We start from the raw sequence: 24,720 nt of genomic DNA, 5'->3' as shown, positions 1-24,720 counted from the left end.
TCTGTTCACTAGGACACTTAATTTTTGTATGTGAACAGCATTTCTTCATGAAACAAGGGGTTATTGTTTTTGATAAAACAATGAACCCTTGATATAAGCAATTTATAAAAATCAAAAGTGTAACTTAGCTTACACAAAATATTTATTGGGGGGTAATAAAAAATGAAGAAAGCAAAAAAATTGTTAGGACTTTTAACAGCAGTATCACTATGTATTCCGACATTATGTTATGCGGACAATCCAATTGTACAAACTGTTTACACTGCTGATCCAGCACCAATGGTTCTTGGCGATACTTTATATCTTTATACCAGTCATGATGAAGATGTAACTGAGAACAACTTTTATACTATGAAAAACTGGAAATGCTACTCAACAACAGATATGCAAAACTGGACTGATCATGGTACAGTTTTAGGCTATACTGACTTTAGCTGGGCAAAAGGGGATGCTTGGGCTTGGCAGGTTGTTGAAAGAAACGGTAAATTTTATGCTTATGTACCTTTAACACAAAAAAATGGGGCATATGCAATCGGTGTTGCTGTATCAGACAGTCCTACAGGACCATTTGTTGATCCATTAGGAAAGCCTTTAGCTACAAAAAGCGGTTCACAGGATATAGATCCAACATGTTTCATCGATGATGATGGTCAAGCTTACTTGTATTGGGGAAATGGTAATCTTTACATGGTAAAATTAAATCCAGACATGATTTCTTATTCAGGCACTGTACAAACATTAACAAAACCAGATGGATATATAGAGGGACCATGGGTTTACAAACTAAATAATTTGTATTACTTGGTATATGCAGGTTGGAATAATGGTGGCGAAAACCTTCAATATGCAACAAGCAATAGCCCAACAGGACCATGGACAGCTAGAGGAGCTATTATGGGTGCTAGAAACAGCTTTACAAACCATCCTGGAGTAGCTAGATTTAAAGGAAATGATTACTTGTTCTATCACACAGGTGACCTTCCAGGTGGAGGAAGCTATAAACGTTCCGTATGTGTAGAACAATTCAAATATACTTCAGATGGAAGAATACCAAATATCCCAATGACTAAAAGTGGACCAGCTCAGATTAAGTATCTGAATCCATTCGTTAAAACTGAAGCAGAAACATTTGCTTGGGGACAAGGCGTTGAAACAGAAGTATGTGGTGAAGGCGGAATGGCTGTATCCTTTATTGAGAATGGTGATTACTTAAAGATAAATGGCGTAGATTTTGGTACTGGTGCAACATCTTTTGAAGCTAGAGCTTCTTCAGCAACTAGTGGCGGAAATATTGAAATTCGTTTAGACAGCCCAACAGGAACACTGGTTGGAACTTGTGCTGTTAAAGGAACAGGTGCTTGGCAGACTTATACAGATGTATCTTGTAGTGTAAGCGGTGCTACAGGAGTACATGATTTATATCTTAAATTTACTGGTGGAGACGGTTATTTATTCAACTTAAACTACTGGAAATTTAATGGAACTCCAACACAACCAACAGTAAAATACGGTGATATTGATGGAAGCGACAGCATAGATGCAATAGACTTTGCAAAAATAAAACAGTATTTACTTGGAACTGCAAATTTAACAGATGAGCAACTAAAAGCAGCAGATGTTGATGGAAGTGGAACTGTAGATGCAATAGACTTTGCACTATTAAAGCAGTATTTGCTTCGCATGATTGATAAATTCCCTGCAGAGGTATAATCCTTTGTAAATAAAAGGAGGAATAATAATGTTCGAAATGACTGCTATAAAGAGGTGCTTTGTAATAACGCTTTCTTTTATAGTAATGCTGTGCGGTATTTTAACATCTGCTGCATTTACGGAAGATGTTTCAGCAGCAGTAGCAATACAGGCAACCTATTACGTATCACCGTCAGGAAGCGATAGCAATCCTGGAACTATTGATGCTCCTTTCCAGACAATTGCAAAGGCTCGTGATGTAGTTCGTACAATAAACAAAAATATGACTGGTGATATATATGTTTATTTAAGAGGTGGAGATTATCGTCTTAATAGCACCATTAATTTTGGAGTAGAGGATTCTGGAACAAATGGCTTCAGAATATATTACAAAGCATATGATGGTGAAACACCTGTCCTTAATGGTTCAACAAAGGTTACAGGATGGACTAAGTACAACGACAACATATATAAGGCTACTTTGAACCGTTCAACCAAATTGAGATATCTCTTTGTAAATGACAAGAGAGCTCAGATGACTAAGAAAACAGTAAAAGGTCAAGGTGGATACGGAACCTATTCTATTACAAAAGGACAGGCTAGTTGGGCTTGGACAAGCGGCAGCAATAGTGACGGAGTTAAATATAATTTGTCAGATGTACCAGAAATAAAAAGCAATAAGGATGACCTCGAAATAGTAAATGGTACTACATGGAACGAGAACATTGTATGTACTAGGGATGTTATTACAGTAGGGTCTAATAGAGTACTTCTATTACAGCAGCCTTATGGTTCAATAGCACAATTGCCTGGTTGGGGTGCGGCTTTTACTACAACAAGTATGCATACAATTTATAATGCATTTGAGTTTTTAAATTCTCCAGGGCAATTCTATTTTGACAAGACTACAAAGACACTTTATTACTATCCACGCCCAGGCGAAGATATGGCAACTGCAGAAGTTGAGGCTCCTTTTGTTGAAAAGCTTATAGACATTTCAGGAAAATCAAATTCAAGCAGAGTTAAAAATATAACTTTTGAAGGAATAACATTTGCACATACTGATTGGAACCTTGTTAAGGTTGGAGAATCCTATGGAAGAACTACTTGTCAGAGTGCAGATGCATTTATAGCTTATTACAACGGCAACTGGCATGATACTAAGTACACTCTACTTGATACATATCCAGCAATAATAAGCATAGTAAGTGCTGATTCAATAAACCTTACAAGAAATATTATTAAACACAGTGGTTCTGATGGTGTTACTATGGTTAATGATGTAATTAACTCAAATTTAGTAGGTAACTACATCTATGACATTACTGCAAGTGGTATCACTGTAGGACATCCACAGCATGTATATTTAGGTGACGGTGGACAAAATCAGAAATATGCTCCAGGCATAGAAGGAATTTGTACAAATAACGTAATTAATAATAATATGTTATGGGATTGTAGTACAGCTCCTGGTTTTGGAGGATGTGCCGGTATAACAGCATTCTTTGTAAACAAGCTGAAGATTACGCAAAACACAGTTCATACTACAGGTTACAATGGAATAACTTTAGGTTGGGGATGGTGTAATTTCAAAGACTCAACTACATGTAAAGACAATGTAATAAATAATAACCGTATATATAATGCATTAAACAGACTTCATGACAGTGGAGCAATATACACTATAGGACAAATGCCTTATACCACTATAAATGAAAACTATGTAAAGGGAATTCCTAATAACTCAACTGGACCTACTTATGGTTTACATAATGATGAAGGTAGCGCATATATAACTGAAAATGATAATGTTTTAGACATTGACCCTGGTGTAACTTACACAATTAACTGTGAGGATTTCGGTGAGAAGCATGACTTAACAATACTAAGAACATATGCTACTGTAAGCAAAATGGGCAAAAATCCTCCTAACAGCAGAATTGATCCTATAATTGTTGTTCCAGACAATGTTTGGCCTATGGCTGCGTACAATGTATGTGTGAATTCTGGAGTTCAGGATGAATACAGAGACATTGTGCCTGAAAACGTAATTTCAGTAGCTGATTATGTGTTCCCTGCAAGCTGTCAGGCATCAGCAGGAGATGTTATCAAAATTAGAAGTAGCGGCAACACTTCAAACACTGTATGGTTTGCTCCAGCTGGTACAACTAGCTTTAAACAGGGAGTAAGCATGACTAAAGCGGCAGGAATAGCAACTTCTATTACGGTTCCTACTAAACCAGGAAACTATAAGTTGTTTGTTTTAGATGCACAGGGTAAGAAGATTAGTGAGTCTGAATTCATAGTAAGAGTAAAAGGCGCACAGATTGAAGCTGAAGATTTCTCCTCTCAGTCAGGTATAGAAGTTGAAAACTGCTCAGAAGGCGGAAAGAATGTTGGATATATTGAGAATGGAGACTATGTAGTTTACAAAAACATCAATTTCAACAATGGAGTTACAGATTTCCAAGCTAGGGTAGCTAGCAATGGTGCAGGAGGTAATATAGAAATCAGACTTGACAGTATTAATGGTCCATTAATAGGAACCTGTAAAGTTGGTTCGACTGGCGGTTGGCAGACTTGGGCTGATGCAGAATGTAAAGTAACTGGTGCTACTGGAGTACACGATGTATATCTGAAATTTACTGGTGGAAGTGGATATTTATTTAATGTAAACTGGTTCCAGTTCATTAATTCAGTACCTGAGCCTGAACCTACTACTATTGTTGGAGACCTAAATGGGGATTCTGAGGTAGATGCAACAGATTATGCATTATTGAAAATGTATCTTCTTGGTACAGTTACAGACTTCCCAGCAGAAAATGACCTTGAGGCAGCAGATTTGAATGGTGATAAAGTAATTGATGCACTTGACTTTGCTGTATTTAAGCAATATCTGTTAGGTATAGTTACTACATTACCATATATAAAATAATACTATTTTACTAAATATATAAAATCAGCTGTGCATTTGTTGGTTATGATGGTTACAATATCATCCTTACCCAAATGCACAAGCTGTTTTATCAGGAAAATATGTAATGATAATCTGCTGACGTAGGTGCAATGAAAATAAAATAGGAGGAATGTAGATTATGAAAAAATTAATTTCCGTGTTTTTGGCCGGGGTTATGTCAGTAATGATGTTTCAGGGTGCAATAGCTGCGACACCATTAATTAATTATTTTCAGCCCATGCCTATTATAGAACCTTTGTCCTCTAATTGCTGGGGGGCTCAGGATGTAGGACCTCGTGACTTGGGTAATGGTTTAGAAGACAGAACTATGTCAAGGTACTGTTACTGGGATGGAGGAATAATAAAGGGAGAAGATGGCAGATATCACATGTTTGCAAGCCGCTGGGATCAAAGTGCTGGTCACAACGGATGGTTCGGTTCAGTTGCTGTACATGCAACAAGTGATAACTTATACGGACCTTATACAGACAAGGGAGTTATCTGGCCAAATGATTTAGGCGGAAGAGGTCACAATGTTGTTCCATTCCAGTTGAAGGATGGACGATATGCTGTTCTCGTTAGTGAGACTAGACGACCAGCAGTTATTTATGTATCAAATTCCTTAGATGGACCTTGGTCAAAGCTGGGAGATGTAACAATAGCTCAAAATCAATATTCAAACCTTTATTCAGCATCCAATGTTTATATTATGCTCCGCCCAGACGGACGTTATGGACTAATTGGAAGAGATGCAGTAATAGGTATTTCAGATAATGTACTTGGACCTTATGTTATTCAGGGAACAAATATTTATGCAAGCACTCCAGGTTGTCCAACAGTTAACATGGAGGACCCTGTTATGTGGTATAGTGGTGGAAAGTATCATGTTATAGCCAATAAATGGGATACTCGTAAGGCGTACCACCTCACTTCCAAGGATGGTATCAGTAATTGGAAGCTCGAATCTGGACTTGCTTATGATCCAACAACAAACTTTTTAAGATACACAGATGGCACTGTAAATCATTGGAATAAGATAGAACGTCCTAATGTTTACATGGAGAACGGACATGTTGTTGCAATGACATTTGCAGTAATAGATGTTGCAAAAGACAAAGATGTTGGAAATGATAGACATGGAAGTAAGGTTATAGTTGTTCCTTTTGATGGTGAGAAGTTAGATGCTGGAAATGGACCAATATCACCATATACAAAGGTTGAGGCCGAGGCATATGATGACCAGTATGGAACCCAAACAGAAGCCTGCTCAGATGTTGGCGGTGGAGATGATGTTGGATATATTGAAAATGGAGATTATCTAGTTTATCAAAATGTAGATTTCGGTGATGGTGCAACAAGTTTCCAAGCAAGAGTAGCTAGTAATAATGCTAATGGAGGAAATATCGAAATCAGGCTGGATAAAATTGACGGACCTAAGATAGGAACGTGTACTGTAAAGAGTACTGGCGGCTGGCAGACTTGGACCGATGTAAAATGCGATATAGAAAAGGTTACTGGAAAACATGACCTGTATCTGAAATTTACTGGTGGCAGCAGTTATTTGCTCAATATTAACTGGTTTGTATTTGGCAAAGCCCCAGCACCTGCAACTATTGTAGCAGATCTTAATGGAGATAAAGAGGTAGATGCAACCGACTACGCATTATTGAAAATGTATCTTCTAGGTTCTATTACAGATTTCCCAGCAGAAAATGACCTTGAGGCTGCTGATTTAAATGGCGACAAAGTAATAGATGCCCTTGATTTTGCAGTATTCAAGCAGTATTTACTTGGTATTGTCAATGAACTGCCATATAAACCTTAATGAAAATGGATGCCTTAAAATATAAGAATACATAAATATAAAGAATGCCATTAACGAACTTTATGGAGATTTATTGAATGTAAACTTATTGAGTTAGTTAATATAATGTCAAGGTAATAACATGAGTTTTACATATATAACCCAAATTTTCTACATTGAAAGTGTTGAGGTATTCATATTTATAAACGGAAAGAGATTATAGTATTAAAATCAATAGAATCTGGCTAACAGCAATGAAAAATTCTGAACTGTTAGTCAGTTTTTTGTTAACTCATTTTATCAATGCAAAGTCTGATATTATTGATTTAGAATTATATAGGACTTCTGCCAGCACAAAAATGTGACAAATAATTGATGGGGTTGTTGAAAAGCAAGAAATAATATAATCAACAGTAAACTGTTTAAATAGTACTCCCGTACAATATATATATCTATTGCTTGATCACGAAATTGACGCTGAAATAGTAACGGTGGAGAAATAAGTATTTTCGCCGACCGTATTACACAAAGGTACCCTGTCTCGAGATAATACTCACATCTACATCCTATAGCTGTGTCGGCTACAATACTTGTTCTTCACCTACTATTTCGAGCATCAATTTCTAACCGAGCATCGCAATTAGATATATATTACACTCGCGTACTATTTCTTGCAACAAGACATAAGTATATAGAAAATGTTGCTTTGCAACAACCCCTTTGAATTTATTCATCACAATTTTTGCGATATTATAAAGATATTGCAGTAGTATTCATTGTCACAATTTTAAATTTACTATTGCAAATTCAGTGACACAGCTAATAATTTGTGTTATAATTTCGTTTGTTAAGACTCTAGATAGTATAATTATTCTAGAAAATACAAATATACTAATTAAAAATGAATTTAATGCTGCCAAAGTCCCATATTAGTACTTTTGGCAGGTTTAAAATAATTTAATAATAATTTAATACAGGAGGATATGTGATATCATTTATCGCATAGTATAGCAAGATGAAGAAGATAATGATGGAAGATATGGTTGCATATTGCAATCAGTATGGATTTATTTTTCAAGGCAGTGAAATATACGGAGGTTTGGCTAACACTTGGGATTACGGACCATTAGGCACTAGACTCAAAAACAACATTAAAGATGCTTGGAGATACTTTTTTATTCAAAGCAGAGATAATAGCTTTGAATTAGATTCAGATATATTGATGAATCCAACGGTTTGGAAAGCAAGTGGCCATTTAGACAGTTTTTCTGATCCACTTCTTGACTGTAAGGAATGTAAAACAAGGCATCGTGCAGACAATCTTATTGCGGATTTTGACGAAAATGCAAAACCTGATGGAATGACTACTGAAGAAATGGTTCAATATATCAGAGCAAATAACGTTCCATGTCCAAAGTGCGGTAAGTCAAACTTTACTGACATAAGACAGTTTAATCTTATGTTTGCAACTGAAAGAGGAGTAACACAGGGTTCCACTAGTACAATATACTTGAGACCTGAAAATGCACAGGGTGAGTATGTTAACTTCCTAAATGTTCAGAGAACAATGAGAGCTAAACTTCCTTTTGGAATTGGACAGATTGGTAAGGCATTTAGAAATGAAATAACACCTGGAAACTTTACTTTCAGAACAATTGAGTTTGAGCAGATGGAATATCAAACATTCTGTAAGAAGGGTACGGATGAAGAACTTTACGATTTCTTTAAAAATTATGGTATTAAATTCTTCAATCTGTTAGGACTTCCAAGTGAACGTTTAAGATTCCATGACCATGAAAAGCTTGCTCATTATGCAAAAGCTGCATGTGATATTGAATATCTATTCCCATTTGGATGGGGAGAAATTAATGGTACTCATAATAGAACTGACTTTGATTTATCAAGGCATATTGAGTACTCAGGTAAGAGATTGGATTATATTGATTTAGTAACAAACGAAAGATATGTACCATATATTATTGAGTCAACATATGGAGTTGATAGAATAGTATTGGCTGTTCTTTTTGAAGCTTTACAAGAAGAAGAACTTGAAGGTGGCGATACTAGACTTGTATTAAAGATTTCTCCAGCATTGGCACCAATTAAATTAAATGTACTTCCAGTAATGAAGAAAAAGCATAGTGAAAAGGCTTTAGAAATATACAATTATGTTAAAAAGCATTTTATGGCTACTTATGATGATGCTGGTAATATAGGAAGAAGGTATAGAAGAGGAGATGCAATTGGTACTCCGTTTGCAATCAGTATTGATGATGATACTTTAAATGACGGAATTGTAACTCTTAGAGAACGTGATTCAATGCAGCAAATTAGAATTAAACTAGAAGAATTAGTAGACTATATAAATGAAAAGACTAAATTGCCTATAGATAATATATAGTATTTTCGTTTTTTCATCTGTCACATGGTTGCTATCATCTGTGGCTTTAGGTAATAAAAAGAATATAAATATTAAATTATTAATATGCCTCCTTTTGATGGTTATTCTTAAATAACTGTTTTAAGGGGGCGTTTAATTTATAAAAGCCCTGATATTTTATTTGTATAATCTCTTATTATGATTATAAAATTCATACTTTGTAGTTAAATATACTATTTAAAGATTAATAAACCTATTTTAAATTATTAAATTAACTTTAAATTGATAGACATTTTTAAATATTTACTTTTAAAAGTTTTTTTATTTGAAACTTATTTATAAAAATTACGTCTATTATTATAACGCCAGATTCAACTGAATTTTTAGAAAATGGTTTTTAGATTTTAGTAAAAATTAATTACTTCGTTATAACCAAATTTGAAAGGAGATTATTTATATGAAAAAAATTACAGGACTTGTATTAGTGGCAGCTATATCACTTTCAGTTGGTACTAGTGTGTTGGCTGATACAGAACAAAACAACATTAATGGTTTATTAAGTCAAGTTTCGCAATATGATGATGCAAATGGTGCGTTAGAGTTTAGATTTGGCTCTGTTAATGGAAAGGTAACAGAAATAAGTGAAAAAAGAAGCGGAAGTGATTTTTACTATATTACAATAGAAGGTGACGATGGAAACATTGCAAACCTTGTAATTTCAAAGAGTACATATATTGTTGATAATGTTGAAATAACTAAGGGAACAGTTATTACAGGGTACTATAATCTTAATGCACCAATGATAATGATTTATCCACCACAATACACTACTGAAGTAGTTGTTGTTGAAAACACTGAACAGATTACTAAAGTTGACATCTTTAATAAAGAACTTGTAAGCTCAGACGGATTTCTTAAATTAAATATTAGTGAAGATACAGAAATCATTTCACAAAAGGGTAAAAAGTATAATGGAACAATATTTGATAAAAAGCTTGTTGTTACTTACAAAAACTCAACAAGAAGTATTCCAGCACAAACTACCCCAACAAAAATAGTAGTGCTAGATAATCAAGTAGGCGATGTGTCTACATTTGATATAATTGTTAATGATCAAAAGATAAATTGCTTGCCTGCATATACTAATGATAATGGGATAGTGATGGTTCCTGTCAGTAAAATAGTTCAGGCTCTAGGCTACAGTATAAAATGGGATGGTAAAACGAAGAGTGCAACAATTGGTAAAGGGATTGTATGCACAATAGGAGATCCTAATTACATTTATTATAAAATGGCACCTATTAGGTTGGAAACTGCTCCTGAACTTATAAATGGAACTACATATGTTCCTATAAATTTCTTTAGTGATGTATTACATATTAATGCTGATATATTTGGTGGACAAATTGTTATAGAAGATGAAAATGTTACTAAGTAACCTTATGTATTAGTTCTATAATGAACTATAAAAACAAAATTGCAAAAAATATATTTTAATACAAGGAACTAAGTATAATGAAACGAAGCTTTTTCATTTGCTTAGTTCTTTTGTTGTAAATAAAACCACAGGCTAAGTGGGAAATTACTAATAATTTACAATGTTATAAAATTTTAAATAGTTGTTTACTGTTTGAAATTACTGTTTCAAATTGAAAAATTAATGCTCTATTTAGGTATTATTAGGACACTTTTGATGTTTTGACTAAAGAAGGTTCTGTGCAGTAAAAATTATTCACTTTGTCATAAATTTTATTGCACTTTCCAGCCATATTAGCAGACTTTATATTTGAGCATTTAGAATACATTTCTTTATTTACACAGGCACATATATGACATGGAATGCATCCGCTAGATTGACCAGTAAAAATTCCTTCTAAGGACTCTAGCTTAATAATACTACTGTTTAAGTCTGGTGAGATAAAATTCTTAAAATAATTTTTACTATCTAAAACATCAAAATTTAAGCACGGCTCTTTGAATAGCCACGGAATATCATCTTCCTCTTCAATATAAGTTCTGCTATTTATATAGGAGGTATCAGGTATAATGCATGGAATCAGAGAACCACAAGCCTCATACTCACCATGAGAGCAAATATATTTATTTAAAAACTTATCAAAACTAAGATGCTTACAAAAGGCGCAAGACCTAAAGGAGTTAACTTTATGCCTGAAGTAAAGCTTAGAGCCAAATATCTGCATGAAATATATCCTATAAATTAAATCCACAGAGAGTAAGTTAGAATTTGACAGCCATCTAAAAAATATATTCATTTTGTTATTTAAATATTCCAAAAATTATCACCTCCAAAATCAATTTTAACACTAAATTCTTAAAATTGGGTTTATTTCCCTGAAATTGAAGGGGAAATTTATGAAGTATTTTAAAGAAGTTTTCAACAGCATTTAATATTGCAATTTATAGTAATTTTAAAGAATCAATTTATTAATAAAACTGTTTTTATAAATATGTTATAATTAAATAGTTGAACATAAGTTAATTATTTTTGGAATTGTTGACTGAAAGTTTAATATTTTGACTTTTAAAAGGGCAAAGTGCAATAAATTAAAAGGATTTAGATTATTATAATAATAGCTTATTTCTGTTAGGCAGAAGACGACACCACAAGGTATTTTGTATTTTGCAAAATTCTATACAAATGTAATGTAAGCTATTTGGATTTATATATAAGGAGAACCAAAATGGGAGAATTTGTACACTTGCATGTACATACACAATACAGCCTGCTTGATGGGGCAAATAGAATAACGGATTTAATAAAAAGAGTAAAAGAACTGGGAATGGACAGCTGTGCTATAACAGACCACGGTGTAATGTACGGAGTAGTTGACTTTTATAAAGAAGCCAAGAAAAATGGAATTAAGCCAATATTGGGCTGTGAAGTATATACAGCAAAAAGAAGTATGTATGATAAGCAAGCGGGAATAGACTCCGATTATGGTCATTTGGTTTTGCTTGCTCAAAATAATATTGGATATAAGAATTTGATGAAAATAGTTACGCTAGGCTGCACAGAGGGCTACTATTATAAGCCGCGTGTGGATTATGAAACGCTTGAAAAGTATTCAGAAGGTATTATTGCTCTGAGCGCATGTTTGTCAGGTGATGTTCCTGCTGCACTGCTAAATAATGATTACGACAGGGCAGTGAAGCTAGCAAACAAATTAAATAGCATATTTGGACAGGACAATTTCTATTTGGAATTACAGCACAATGGATTAGCTGACCAGAATATGGTGAACCAGCAGCTTATAAAATTATCCAATGAACTTGGTATCCCTTTGGTTGCCACAAATGATGCTCACTATTTATTAAAGGAATCTGCAGCGGCACATGAGATATTACTGTGTGTTCAGACAGGTAAGACGATAAATGATGAAAGCAGGATGCGTTTTAATACAGATGAGCTTTATATTAAGTCACCTGAGGAAATGTACACGCATTTTAAAAATGTTAAATCAGCACTAGAGAATACTGTAAAAATTGCAGATAGATGTAATGTAGAATTGGAGTTTGGAAAGCTTCATTTGCCAAGCTTTGATGTAGAGGAAGGATATACACCTTATGAATACCTGAAGGAAAAGTGCTATCAGGGTTTGGCAGAGCGTTATGGTGAGAATTGTGATGAATCCATTCGTCAAAGATTGGAATATGAGTTGTCTGTCATTTCTCAAATGGGTTATGTGGATTATTTTTTAATAGTTTGGGACTTTATCAAGTATGCAAGGGACAATGGAATTATGGTTGGCCCTGGAAGAGGTTCAGCAGCAGGCAGTATAGTTTCATATTGCTTGAAAATTACAAGCATTGACCCTCTTAAATACAATTTGCTATTTGAGAGATTTTTAAACCCTGAAAGAATCAGTATGCCTGATATTGATATTGACTTTTGCTATGAGAGAAGGCAAGAGGTTATTGACTATGTGGTTAAAAAATATGGTAAGGATAATGTTGCTCAAATAATAACCTTTGGTACCATGGCTGCCAAAAATGCAATCAGAGATGTGGGTAGAGCTCTTGATATTTCATATGGAAATGTGGATGTTGTTGCAAAAATGATTCCTTTTCAAATAGGCATAACTATTGATAAGGCATTGGAAATTAATCCAGAGCTTAAGCAAAAATATAATGAGGATGAAGAGACAAGACTTTTATTAGATTCAGCAAGAAGTCTTGAAGGCTTACAGCGCCATGCTTCCACCCATGCAGCTGGTGTAGTTATTTCAAAAAAACCTATTGTTGAATATGTACCTCTGCAAATGAATGAAAACAATGTAACTACACAGTTTACAATGGGGCTGCTAGAGGAACTAGGGCTTCTTAAAATGGACTTTCTTGGACTAAGAACATTAACTGTAATAAGAGATGCTTTAGAACTTGTAGAGCAGGGACATAATAAAAAAATTGATATTTCTGAAATTGATTATGATGATAAAGCTGTATATAAAATGATCGGTGAGGGTAAAACAGTAGGTATATTCCAGCTTGAAAGTGCTGGAATGACACAGTTTATGAAGGAATTGCAGCCTAACTCACTAGAAGATATAATTGCAGGTATTTCATTGTACAGACCCGGTCCTATGGATCAAATACCTAGATATATTAAAAATAAAAACAACCCTAAAGATGTACAATACGCTCATCCTCTATTGGAGAATATTTTGAATGTAACATATGGCTGTATGGTATATCAAGAGCAGGTAATGCAGATAGTAAGGGAACTGGCAGGCTATTCAATGGGCAGGTCAGACCTTGTAAGACGAGCTATGTCAAAGAAAAAAGTCTCAGTTATGGAGGAAGAACGTAAAAACTTTATCTATGGTATTATAGACGAGGATGGAAATGAAATTGTAAAGGGTGCAATAAGAAATGGAGTAGATGAAGCTACTGCAAATAAAATATTTGATGAAATGATGGATTTTGCAAGCTATGCTTTCAACAAATCACATGCAGCAGCTTATGCTGTAGTTGCATATCAGACTGCATGGCTCAAGCATTATTATCCAACAGAATTTTTAGCAGCTTCATTAAATAGCTTTTTAGGTTCAAGTGATAAGGTATCACAGTACGTTAATGAATGTAAGCTGCTTAATATTCAGGTATTACCTCCTGATGTAAATGAAAGCAGCGTGAAGTTTACCGTTGTAAACGGAAAAATACGTTTTGGACTTGCTGCTATAAAAAATGTTGGAGAAAATGCAATACTATCTATGATTAGGGAGCGAGCACAAAATGGAGTTTTCACATCCTTTCTTGATTTTTGCCAAAGAATTGACAGCCATGAAATCAATAAAAGATGTATAGAAAGCTTAATTAAAAGTGGAGCTTTCGACTCATTAAATATTTACAGGTCAAAGCATATGGCTGTATATGAACGTTTTCTTGATGGTATAGCACAAGCAAAAAAGAAAAATATGGATGGTCAGTTATCTATTTTTGATTTGATGCAGGAGCCCCAAGAAGCATTGCAAGAGGAGTATCCTGATATTAAGGAATACCCTACAAATGTTTTGCTGGGAATGGAAAAAGAAATGTTGGGCCTGTATGTTTCGGGGCATCCATTAAGTGAATATCAAAGTATACTTGATAAAAATGTAAACTTATATAGTAAGGATTTATTTATAAATGTAAATGATGAAGACTCTAATGAAATGCAGCTTGAAATGAAAAAGCTTGAGGACTCAATGAGAGTTACAGTTGGAGGAATAGTTAATTCAAGAAAAACAAAAACTACTAAGAACAACAACTTAATGGCATTTATTGGCCTTGAGGATTTATTTGGAACAATGGAACTTATTGTATTTCCGACTATTTACACAAAATATTCAGATTTGCTGCAAATTGAGAGTGTTGTTGTTGTAAAAGGAAGATTAAGTTTGAGAGAAGATGAGCAACCTAAAGTTATATGTGAAGAGGTATATCCGATAAATAGCCTCAAAAATAAAAACAATGATAAAAACAATTATGAAAACAATTACGAAAAGGGAGTGTATATGACCTTTGAAAAAAAACTATCAAAGGAGGAAAGTAGTTCTTTCCGAGCCTTGCTCAAATATTTCAGTGGAACAACTCCTACTTTTATTAATATGAAAAATGAAAAAAATTTTAAAAAACTTGACAGGCAATATTGGATTGATGTTAATAATGTTATAATAGAAGAGTTGGAAGAACGATTGGGAAAAGAAAACATTTTTATAAAATAACAAAACATGAAATGTTTAAAAACGCACATTAAGCAAGTTTATATATGAACAAGCAATGTATGAGAAAGAAATTATTTGTAGTTTATAGACTGAGAAGTAGCCTGAAATATATAAAAATAACATATTACAGTGCTTAATATTGATTTTTGGTGGAAAATAATATAATATAAATGTCGAGGTGGTTATATGGACAGCCTAGAAGATAAAATTTCTGGTGAGTATGTTGCCGTTAAGGCAGAGGAAAACGGAGTTACGATTATTGGTTTGACACGTGGAAGGGATACAAAGTTTCATCATACCGAAAAGCTTGACAAAGGTGAATTGCTGCTTGCGCAATTTACAGAGAATACGTCTGCAATTAAAATTAGAGGAAAGGCTAGTGTTTATTGCAGATATGGTACTATTCAATGCGGTGAATAACAATTTGAAAGGTAGTGTAGATTACAATGTGGACAGTGGTATATATGGCCCAGAGCAAAGAAGTGGCAAATCAGCTGCAGAATCTTTTGTCCAATGAAGGTATTCTTGTAAAATTAAGGCCAATTAGTAAAAATCATGAGAACAATGATAATTACTTTGAAGTTCTTGTTCCTGAGGCAGAGGTTGAGGAAGCACATAGCGTTATTATAGAAACGGGTTATTAATAAAATTATTTATGATGGCTTCGTGCATATGATGCTCGGAGCTATTATTGTGTTGTAAATAAATTACTGTCATTATTGAACGTGGAGGTTAGTAAGAAGGAATTTAGATGTTGTTTAAAACTAGCTGCGTACCTCCACGATAAATAATACAATTTATTAAATAACAGAAGTAGAATGTGGAGGTTAGCAAGAAGGAATTTAGATGTTGTTTAAAACTAGCTGCGTACCTCCACGAGAAATAATATAATTTATTAATAACTGAAGTAGAATGTGGAGGTTAGCAAGTAGGAATTTAGATGTTGTTTAAAACTAGCTGCGTACCTCCACGAGAAATAATATAATTTATTAATAACTGAAGTAGAATGTGGAGGTTAGCAAGAAGGAATTTAGATGTTGTTTAAAACTAGCTGCGTACCACCACGATAAATAATATAATTTATTAAATAACAGAAGTAGAATGTGGAGGTTAGCAAGAAGGGATTTAATGTTGTTTAAAACTAGCTGCGTACCTCCACGATAAATAATATAATTTATTAATAACAGAAGTAGAATGTGGAGGTTAGCAAGAAGGGATTTAAATGTTGATTAAAACTAGCTGCGTACCTCCACGAGAGATAGTATAATTTATTAATAACTGAAGTAGAATGTGGAGGTTAGGATAAACAAATGCATTACGTTGATACACCTTTAACCGTCAGATATGCTGAAACAGATAGAATGGGTATAGTACATCATTCAAATTATGCAGTTTGGTTTGAGGCAGGCAGGACTGAATTTATAAATAAGTTTGGAATTTCCTATTCTGAGATTGAGTCAAAAGGGATACTTTTGCCATTGATTGAACTTAATTGCAAGTTTATAAGTTCATCCACATATGAGGACAAAGTTATTGTAAGAACTCGCATTAAAAGTTATTCAAAAACCAGATTATGCTTTTACTATGAGGTTTTCAAAGAACAAGATATGACTAAACCTATTACAACTGGTGAAACTGTTCATGTATGGACAAATAGTGAACTGAAACCAATAAATTTACAGAAACACTTTCCAGAACTTTATCATATAATAAGTATAAATGCTATTGAAGAAACTTAATTGCTAAAAAAGTCTTAGAGAGAATCAAGTATTTTGAAACTATATATTATTGTTGTATTTTGCAGTCTTTAGTAATTTCATAATAGTATTAAGGCAATAAAATATTGCACTACATATTAAAATTATGATAGACTATGCTTACTAAAGACAATGAATTGACCAAGTCAATTCATTGTCTCAGTCAATCACAATTGAGAGTCTTATGTTTGATAGAATTAGAATTAGTCGTATTGTGTTTGTTATAAGCTTGAGCAAATTTAAAGCAAAATGTTTCACTAATAAAAAGTAATGTGGTTATCAGATTTGGTATATTGATATAAACTAGTAAATCAGGTGGTGTTTCAGTGGTAATTAACATTCCAAATATATTAACAACGTTAAGACTAATAATTGTGCCATTTTTAGGTTATTCTATGCACAAAGAAAGATATATACTTGCTATAGTTCTTTTTGCTTTTGGGGGGATTACTGACGTTGTAGATGGCTATATTGCAAGAAAATTCAATATGATAACAAAGTGGGGCAAGTTTTTTGACCCATTAGCAGATAAGCTTATGCAAATAACTGCATTGACTTTCTTAGTAATAAAGGATTTTATTCCTGTTGTAGTACTAATTATAGTAGTTTTAAAAGAACTATTAATGTTAATTGGGGGCATACTGCTATATACTAAAGGGAAAACTGTTATTGGTGCAAATTGGTATGGTAAACTAGCTACTGTAATATTCTATTTTGCAATAATTGCAACAATAGTGCTTAGAATTGAGTGTTTAAGCAATAGCTATACAACAATAGCTATTAATATTGCACTTAGTTTGGCAGTTGTATGTACGCTTTTTGCATTGGTAAGATATATAATTATTTATTTCAAGTTTTCAAAAAATTACGAAAAGGATGTTAAAAATAACTAATCTAAGCAATTATTTTGCATGGGTTACCATCAATACAAACACATTTTACAGCCTGATTAAGTAAAAATTCTATCTGAAAAGCAGAATCATGTTAATGAAAGCTTAATTTGTAGGTACACTTAAGGGTGTGCCTTTTAATATAATATGAGGTTATGCATTATACCTTGGAATGACTTTAATCGAAAAAATAGCATGTCTTTTCTATAGTTTAAATTATGTTCATAAATGAGCACAACAAGTAAGTATTTAGTGTTTATTTTTATGGACATATTTATAAATGTAAGTTTTAGTTTATAAATAGTTAATAAATTAGTAATATTATTATTGGTATAGCGGTAGCTTAAAATGTTCTATGCTTACATAATCGGTAGGTATAGCTTTAGTTTTCAGATAGTGAGAATATATCACATATTGCTAACATGCCGCTGATTAAAAGGAATTTATAAAAATGGGATAATTTGTATTGAATTTAGGCGTTATAAAGAGGCAAGAAATGTTCCCTGCTCCTGATGAGTATCGTTTGGTCTTTAGACAGTAATAATATCTCCTGCCTCATTGAAATACCGCTGAATCCTATAAAATTTTTCTTTAATGCTAGAAATATGCTAAATCGAAAATTATTATATTGATTCTAGGTATAAATCTAATTTGGAGGGCATAAATGTTTGGATATATAATGCCAGAAAAACCAGAATTGAAAATAAAAGAATTTGATATGTATCGTGCTTATTACTGCGGAGTTTGTAAGTCTATTGGTAGAAGGCATGGCCAAATAAAAAGAATGACCCTCACATACGATGCCGCTTTTTTAGCTTTATTGCTATGTTCAATTTTAAATGTTGAAACAAAGGTAAAAAAAGAACGATGTATGGTACATCCTACTAAAAAATCCTTTGTAATTTATAATGAAATTATTGATTATTCATCCGACATTAATATAATATTAGCGTATAATAATATAATTGATAAGTGGAAGGATGATAAATCTAAAATAGCATTAGTTGGTTTGGTAGGATTAAAAAGAGCTTATAAGAAGCTGCATTCAAAATATTCAACTAAATGTGATATAATAAACAGAAGATTAGAGGAACTGTCTATACTGGAAAAAAACAACTGTGATTCCATGGATGCAGCAGCAGAACCTTTTGCAAAGCTGATGGAAGAGGTGTTGGACTATGAAAAGCTTGATGATAACACTAGACAGATTCTTAGGTGGATGGGCTACAATCTGGGAAAATGGATTTATTTAATTGATGCATTTGACGACTTGGAGGATGATATAAAAAATTCTAGCTATAATCCGTTGCTAAGTCATTTTAAATACAATGGAAATGATGTTTGTGAGTTTAAAGATAATATAAAGGAGCAAGTTGAGTTTACGCTATTATATTGTTTAGGTGAAGCATCAAAAGCATTTCAATTACTAGCGGCTAAGGAAAATAAAGAAATACTTGAAAATATATTATATATAGGCATGTTAAGTAAGACTGATAAAATTTTATGCCAGAGGAGTTGTGTAAAAGGTGAAAAATCCATATGAGGTACTAGGAATTAAGGAAGGGGCTTCTGAAGAAGAGATTAAAAGGGCATATAGAGAATTGGTAAAAAAGTATCATCCTGATCAATATCAAGACAATCCTCTTTCAAAACTAGCTGAAGAAAAACTTAGAGAAGTAAATGAAGCATATGAATATTTAACAGGAAAAGGTAATGGTGCTAAGGCTACCAGTGGGTGGAATGGAAGAAATGCAAGCTACAGTCCAAATCAAAGCACCAGTTCATATGGCAGCGGTGGCAGTGATAGCTTTGCGCAAGTAAGAATGTATATTAACAATGGTAACATATTACAGGCAGAGTCATTGCTTGAAACCATCTCAATCAAAAATGCTGAATGGTTTTACTTGAGAGGGCTGATATTTATGAAAAAGGGCTGGTATAATGAAGCTTCCATGAATATTAAGCAAGCAGTAAACATGGACCCTACAAATTTTGAGTACAGAAATACACTAAATAGAATGAATTCAAGCAATAATATGTATCGTGGAAATGCAAGCTATAGAGGCTATAATTCTAGCCCTAGTTTTTGTGATATGTGTACTTTCTTGTGGTGTTCAGATACAATGTGTGAATGTTGCGGTGGAGATTTAATTTCCTGCTGCTAGAATAAATTTTAATCATGGTTATTTTTTGAGCCGCAGACTTATCATTATTTTATGCCCATAATTGTTGGCGCGGAGGTTGGTATAATTAACATGAACAACAATAATAGAGTCAAAGGAATTGCACTGGGAGGGATTCTTGCTGCATTTGCTGTAATATGTGTTTTCTTTGCATCAATACTTCCTACGAGTGTGCTTACTCTGTATGCTGTCAGCTCGTTGTTTATTTCAGTTATTATTATTGAGTTTGGTACAAAAGCAGGCTGGACATTTTATTTGGTGTCTAGTATATTATCGGCAGTTTTGATTCCAAGACTGGAAGTAGTGCCGTTTGTTGTGTTTTTTGGAATATATGGATTAATAAAGTTTTATACTGAAAAAATACAAAGCAGAATTTTAGAGTATATATTAAAGTTTGCATATTTTAATATATGTTTACTTTTGGGACTATTTTTCTTAAAAGAAATAATACTTGTGGGAGTAACTATTTCTGCTCCTATTTATATTGTTGTTGGGTTATTAGAGTTGGTTTTCTTAATATATGACTATGTATATACACTGTTTATCAGATTCTACGCATCAAAACTAAAACCCAAATTAAAAATTTAGAGTGATAATAACATTTGTATAGAAAGTTGTATATGGAAATAATTTGAAATGGAGCGCTGTATATATTACAATAATTGTAATTGCAGTGCTTTTTTGATTTCTTTTATTTGGTTAATTTACAACGGAGGTTACTATGAGCCCAGCTTTTTCATATTCCATTGCTGTTTTTGTTATAATTTTTATAGCTGGCTGTTCTGTAAATCTATTAAGGCAACATTACATATTTCAGTTAATTGGAATTGCCTTTTTCTTTACATATATGGTAATTAACTCTGCGATAATTGTGGAGAATACCGCCAGTGTATCTTTTCAACAGTTATTCTACAGTTCACTTCCAAGTCTTTTTGGCATGTCTGCGTGTCTTATCTGTTTAGCGCTAGGAGTTTGGATATTTCCTTCAATCAGAAACAAATTTAAGGATTAAGTTGAAAGTAGAAATGATTTTTTGTTACAACTTTTTATCAATTTGGTATAAATAGTGGTAAAAAACACTATTTTCAATTAATTTTTGGATGCAAATAAACGTTAGTCTAAAATATCCATTCTTTTTTGAAAATATAAATTCCATCATTTTTTATTAACTATTTCCATAACTATTACTAAAATAGAGACTACAGTCAATGGTGTGCCTAAAACTATTACTAATAAGTCGTTGACAGAGGATTCGGATTTGAGAGTATTAATGGCTAAAAAAGATAAAATAAATGTAATTATTTTCTCAGTAAAACTAATTTCAACTTATAAATTTGTTTGGGTAAATGGGGGTGCGGACTAAATCCTTAATCTAGATTTTAACTAAGAGGTTGTCTATGTATTTTCAAGAAGATTGGCTAACTGTAAAAGTATTTTTTGCCTAATTTGCACATAAATTTCATGATAAAATGTATCTGAATTCAATTTATATGATATAATATAAATATTTGTAATACTACTTTGTATTTAAAATAAGACAAATATTCTAACTCATAGTCGTAACGGTGCGCTGTATAAGCATTGACTCATAATCGAAAATAAGTAAATTGCCTCTGCAAGCAGAGGTTAAGGCAGAAAAAATACTGCGTACCTCCCACGATAGTTTCAACTTAGTTTATGCCGAAATGAGTCATAGAAGGTTAGTATTTGAACAACATTTGCGGACTTGTCGCCATATTTGTTGCTATTTGAATTGTTATACCACATTTTAAGTACAAATTAGTATATTACGTTTGAATTTTTACTATTCGAAGCCTGCTAAGAATGAATCAAAAATTTTATATTGTATCAAGGCATTAAAAAGTATTGCCAATGTATAATGAAAGGGATGGTCAACAATATGAATGAAAAGGTAAAGGATATTGCGGTCAGGATTAAAGGATTAAGGCTATTAGCTGGAGAATCTGAAAAAACAGTGGCAGACGCAATTGGAATAAATGTAGATGAATACTTAAAATATGAGAATGCTGAAGACGATATTCCAGTCAGTATATTATATGAAATAGCTGAATACTACAAGGTAGATATGACAGAAATACTAACTGGTACATCACCTAAATTGCATGATATTAGCTTTGTTAAAAAGGGTGAAGGCTTAAAGGTTGAAAGATTTGATCAGTACAAGTTTGAAAGTCTTGCATATAAGTATTCCAATAGAAAAATAGAACCTTTGCTTGTTGAACTTGATCCTGAAAATTCTCCTGAACTTGTTTCACATAAGGGGCAGGAGTTCAACTATTGCCTTGAGGGCAAGATGCAGGTAATAATAGGCAAGGAAAGCTTTATTATGGAGCCTGGTGACTCTTTGTATTTTAATTCAACACTACCACATAAGCAGTTGGCGCTAGACGGAAAGCCTGCAAAATTTGTAACAATAATTTTGCTTTAAAAAAGTCAGTTACTCTCGACAAAAGTATAAAGTAAATTAGCAAATAAATGCAAAAAGGTGTTTGAATTGCTTAAAAGTATATTTTGACTAAAAAGGGCTGTTGCAAAACAAGAAAAATATATATCAACAGTTAGCTGCTTAAATGGTACTCCCGTGCAATATATCCATTGCTCGATCACGAAATTGACTCTGAAATAATTACAGTGAAGAGCAGGCACTTCCGCCGACCGTATTACCAAGGTATCATGCCTCGGGTCAATACTCACAGATACATCCTGTATCTGTATCGGCTACAATATTTGTTCTTCACCAATTATTTCTGGCAACAGTTTCTAACCGAGCTTCGCAAGTAGATATATTACTACTTAGTACTATTAATTGTAATAAGACATCGGTATATAGAAAATTCTGTTTTAACAGCATCAGGAAAAAATATCCTACTGATATAGATATCCTTTTAAAGGCTTGAGTTGTAGTTGTAATTGTTTTGAATATTATTAAAAAGTAAGATAAAAGTAGATATTAATTTAATGCTGTAAGAAATTTAAATTATATAAAATTAAATTTAATTAGCGGCCAACTACGCCAAATGGGTCAGACATAGAAAAGAAACGGTCGGTAAAGTATTGGAGGATGTACATAATGGGCTTAGAGCAAAGATATTTAGAAAGAACAGAATTTAATTCTTATGAGGATTTTAGTAAAAATTTTAAGCTGAAGGTTCCTGAAAATTTTAATTTCGCTTATGACATTATAGATGAATATGCAAGAATTGAGCCAGAAAGACTTGCTCTCGTTTGGTGCGATGATAACGGAAATGAGAGGAAATTTACGTTTAGTGAACTAAAGTATTGGTCTGACAAGACAGCAAATTATCTCAAATCAAAAGGCATTAAAAAAGGCGACAAAATAATATTTATATTGAGAAGAAGGTTTGAGTTTTACTTCTTTGCTTTTGCTGCTTGTAAAATAGGTGCAATATTTATTCCATGTACTAACCAATTGATGAAAAAGGATATAGTATACAGAAATAATGCTGCAGGAGTTAAGGCTATTATTGCATATAACGATAATGGTGTTCCTGAACATGTAGATAGTTCAAGACAAGAGTCTCCAACAGTTGACACCTATATTATGGTTGGAGGCAGTAAAGAGGGCTGGCTAGACTATGACAGCGAAATAGAGAATGTATCTGATGTTTGGACAAGACCTGAAGGTGACCAAAACACAACAAATGAAGATTTAATGATGATTTATTTCACATCTGGAACTACTAGTATGCCTAAAATGGCTATGCATGATTTTACATATCCTTTGGGGCACATTGTTACAGCGAAGTATTGGCATAGAGTAGTAGAGAAGGGGCTGCATATTTCAGTTGCTGAATCAGGTTGGGCAAAGTTTGGATGGGGCAAATTGTTTGGACAGTGGATATGTGGTGCTGTTCAGTTCCTTTATGATATGGAAAAATTTGACCCATGTAATTTGCTAGACAAGCTGGCAAAATATAAAGTAAGTACTTTTTGTGCGCCACCTACTATTTATAGATTTTTACTTCAGCATGATATTGCAAAATATGATTTATCATCCTTAACACATTGCTCTACAGCAGGTGAACCACTGAATCCGGAAATATTTAACAGATTTAAGAATATAACTGGTCATGAAATTTTAAATGGCTTCGGTCAAACTGAAACTACTGTTATTGTAGCTAATTTTGAATGGCTGAAGGTAGACCCAGGAGCAATGGGTATGCCAAACCCAGCATATAATATTGATGTTGTTGATGAGAATAACAACCCTTGTCCAGTAGGAGAGGAAGGGGAGTTAATAATAAGAGATGTTGACACTAATAAGACGCCAGGATTATTCTGCGGCTATTATAAAGACCCTGAAGCAACAGCTAAGGTATGGTATGATAATGCTTATCACACAGGAGATGTTGTTTATAGAGATGAACATGGCTTCCTTTGGTTTGTTGGCAGAAATGATGATGTTATCAAGGCATCAGGTTATAGAATAAGTCCTTTTGAGGTTGAAAGTGCCTTGATAGAGCATCCGGCTGTATTAGAATGTGCTGTTACTGGAGCACCTGACAGTGTAAGAGGAACAGTTGTTAAGGCTACTGTAACTCTTGCTAAAGGCTATGAACCATCTGAAGAGTTAAAAAAGGACATACAGAATTATGTTAAAAAGGTTACGGCACCATACAAATATCCTAGAATTATTGAATTTGTTGATGAATTGCCAAAAACCATTAGTGGAAAAATAAAGAGGGCGCATATTCGTCATGAAGATAAACAAAAATTTGAAACAAAATAGGGACAGTAAATGATAAGCCCCTGATAAAAAGGTAAGTTATTTAAATGTTCCTTAGAAAGGAATTAC

General features: G+C 33.3%; 17 protein-coding genes. 16 read left to right on the top strand and 1 reads right to left on the bottom strand.

Annotation, left to right across the window (positions count from 1 at the left end):
- Positions 1–162: 162 nt before the first annotated feature.
- From EHE19_RS13215 to EHE19_RS13195, 5 genes are all read left to right on the top strand, one after another.
- Complete coding sequence (locus EHE19_RS13215) at positions 163–1,710, top strand: family 43 glycosylhydrolase (RefSeq protein WP_137698323.1); 1,548 nt, start codon at positions 163–165, stop codon at positions 1,708–1,710.
- A gap of 28 nt (positions 1,711–1,738) precedes the next feature.
- Positions 1,739–4,624, top strand: coding sequence for a carbohydrate-binding protein (locus tag EHE19_RS13210; RefSeq protein ID WP_137698322.1), 2,886 nt, complete (start codon positions 1,739–1,741; stop codon positions 4,622–4,624).
- Positions 4,625–4,784: 160 nt separating this feature from the next.
- Entirely contained in the window at positions 4,785–6,470 is a 1,686-nt protein-coding gene (locus tag EHE19_RS13205) for a carbohydrate-binding protein (protein WP_137698321.1), read from the top strand.
- 994 nt (positions 6,471–7,464) lie between these two features.
- Positions 7,465–8,850, top strand: a complete 1,386-nt coding sequence (locus tag EHE19_RS13200; RefSeq protein WP_137698320.1) for a glycine--tRNA ligase — start codon at positions 7,465–7,467, stop codon at positions 8,848–8,850.
- A 436-nt stretch (positions 8,851–9,286) separates the two neighbouring features.
- Positions 9,287–10,267: a copper amine oxidase N-terminal domain-containing protein gene (locus EHE19_RS13195; protein WP_137698319.1), complete on the top strand. Its 981-nt coding sequence runs from the start codon at positions 9,287–9,289 to the stop codon at positions 10,265–10,267.
- Between the two features lie 241 nt (positions 10,268–10,508).
- Here the strand turns inward: EHE19_RS13195 and EHE19_RS13190 are convergent, their stop codons facing one another.
- On the bottom strand, positions 10,509–11,123 hold the full coding sequence (locus EHE19_RS13190) for a hypothetical protein (RefSeq protein ID WP_137698318.1): 615 nt from the start codon (positions 11,121–11,123) through the stop codon (positions 10,509–10,511).
- Positions 11,124–11,531: 408 nt separating this feature from the next.
- On the opposite strand from EHE19_RS13190, the gene EHE19_RS13185 reads away from it, so the two are divergent.
- From EHE19_RS13185 to EHE19_RS13140, 11 genes are all read left to right on the top strand, one after another.
- The gene (locus EHE19_RS13185; RefSeq protein WP_137698317.1) at positions 11,532–15,053 is read left to right on the top strand and encodes a DNA polymerase III subunit alpha; all 3,522 of its coding nucleotides are present in this window, start codon (positions 11,532–11,534) and stop codon (positions 15,051–15,053) included.
- Positions 15,054–15,239: 186 nt separating this feature from the next.
- Positions 15,240–15,473, top strand: coding sequence for a trp RNA-binding attenuation protein MtrB (gene mtrB / locus EHE19_RS13180; protein WP_137698316.1), 234 nt, complete (start codon positions 15,240–15,242; stop codon positions 15,471–15,473).
- Between the two features lie 20 nt (positions 15,474–15,493).
- Positions 15,494–15,697, top strand: a complete 204-nt coding sequence (locus EHE19_RS13175; protein WP_479692085.1) for an LAGLIDADG family homing endonuclease — start codon at positions 15,494–15,496, stop codon at positions 15,695–15,697.
- 666 nt (positions 15,698–16,363) lie between these two features.
- On the top strand, positions 16,364–16,792 hold the full coding sequence (locus EHE19_RS13170; protein ID WP_137698315.1) for an acyl-CoA thioesterase: 429 nt from the start codon (positions 16,364–16,366) through the stop codon (positions 16,790–16,792).
- A 344-nt stretch (positions 16,793–17,136) separates the two neighbouring features.
- Positions 17,137–17,703, top strand: coding sequence for a CDP-diacylglycerol--glycerol-3-phosphate 3-phosphatidyltransferase (gene pgsA, locus EHE19_RS13165; protein WP_137698314.1), 567 nt, complete (start codon positions 17,137–17,139; stop codon positions 17,701–17,703).
- A 661-nt stretch (positions 17,704–18,364) separates the two neighbouring features.
- Positions 18,365–19,243, top strand: a complete 879-nt coding sequence (locus EHE19_RS13160; protein WP_137698313.1) for a DUF5685 family protein — start codon at positions 18,365–18,367, stop codon at positions 19,241–19,243.
- Positions 19,227–19,865, top strand: coding sequence for a J domain-containing protein (locus tag EHE19_RS13155; protein ID WP_137698312.1), 639 nt, complete (start codon positions 19,227–19,229; stop codon positions 19,863–19,865). Before EHE19_RS13160 ends, EHE19_RS13155 begins: the two co-directional genes overlap by 17 nt.
- A 90-nt stretch (positions 19,866–19,955) precedes the next feature.
- On the top strand, positions 19,956–20,471 hold the full coding sequence (locus tag EHE19_RS13150; RefSeq protein ID WP_137698311.1) for a hypothetical protein: 516 nt from the start codon (positions 19,956–19,958) through the stop codon (positions 20,469–20,471).
- 133 nt (positions 20,472–20,604) lie between these two features.
- Complete coding sequence (locus tag EHE19_RS19595) at positions 20,605–20,895, top strand: hypothetical protein (protein WP_137698310.1); 291 nt, start codon at positions 20,605–20,607, stop codon at positions 20,893–20,895.
- Between the two features lie 888 nt (positions 20,896–21,783).
- Positions 21,784–22,332 (top strand): helix-turn-helix domain-containing protein, encoded by a 549-nt coding sequence (locus EHE19_RS13145; RefSeq protein WP_137698309.1) that lies wholly within the window; start codon positions 21,784–21,786, stop codon positions 22,330–22,332.
- Between the two features lie 642 nt (positions 22,333–22,974).
- Positions 22,975–24,654 carry an AMP-binding protein gene (locus tag EHE19_RS13140; protein WP_137698308.1) on the top strand — a complete coding sequence of 560 codons (1,680 nt, stop codon included), beginning with the start codon at positions 22,975–22,977 and terminating at the stop codon, positions 24,652–24,654.
- Positions 24,655–24,720 lie beyond the last annotated feature (66 nt).

This window comes from Ruminiclostridium herbifermentans (assembly GCF_005473905.2).
GTDB classification, from domain to species: domain Bacteria; phylum Bacillota; class Clostridia; order Acetivibrionales; family DSM-1351; genus Ruminiclostridium; species Ruminiclostridium herbifermentans.
Note: the sequence above shows the minus strand (reverse complement) of the source record. Positions and strands in the feature narration are given on the sequence as shown.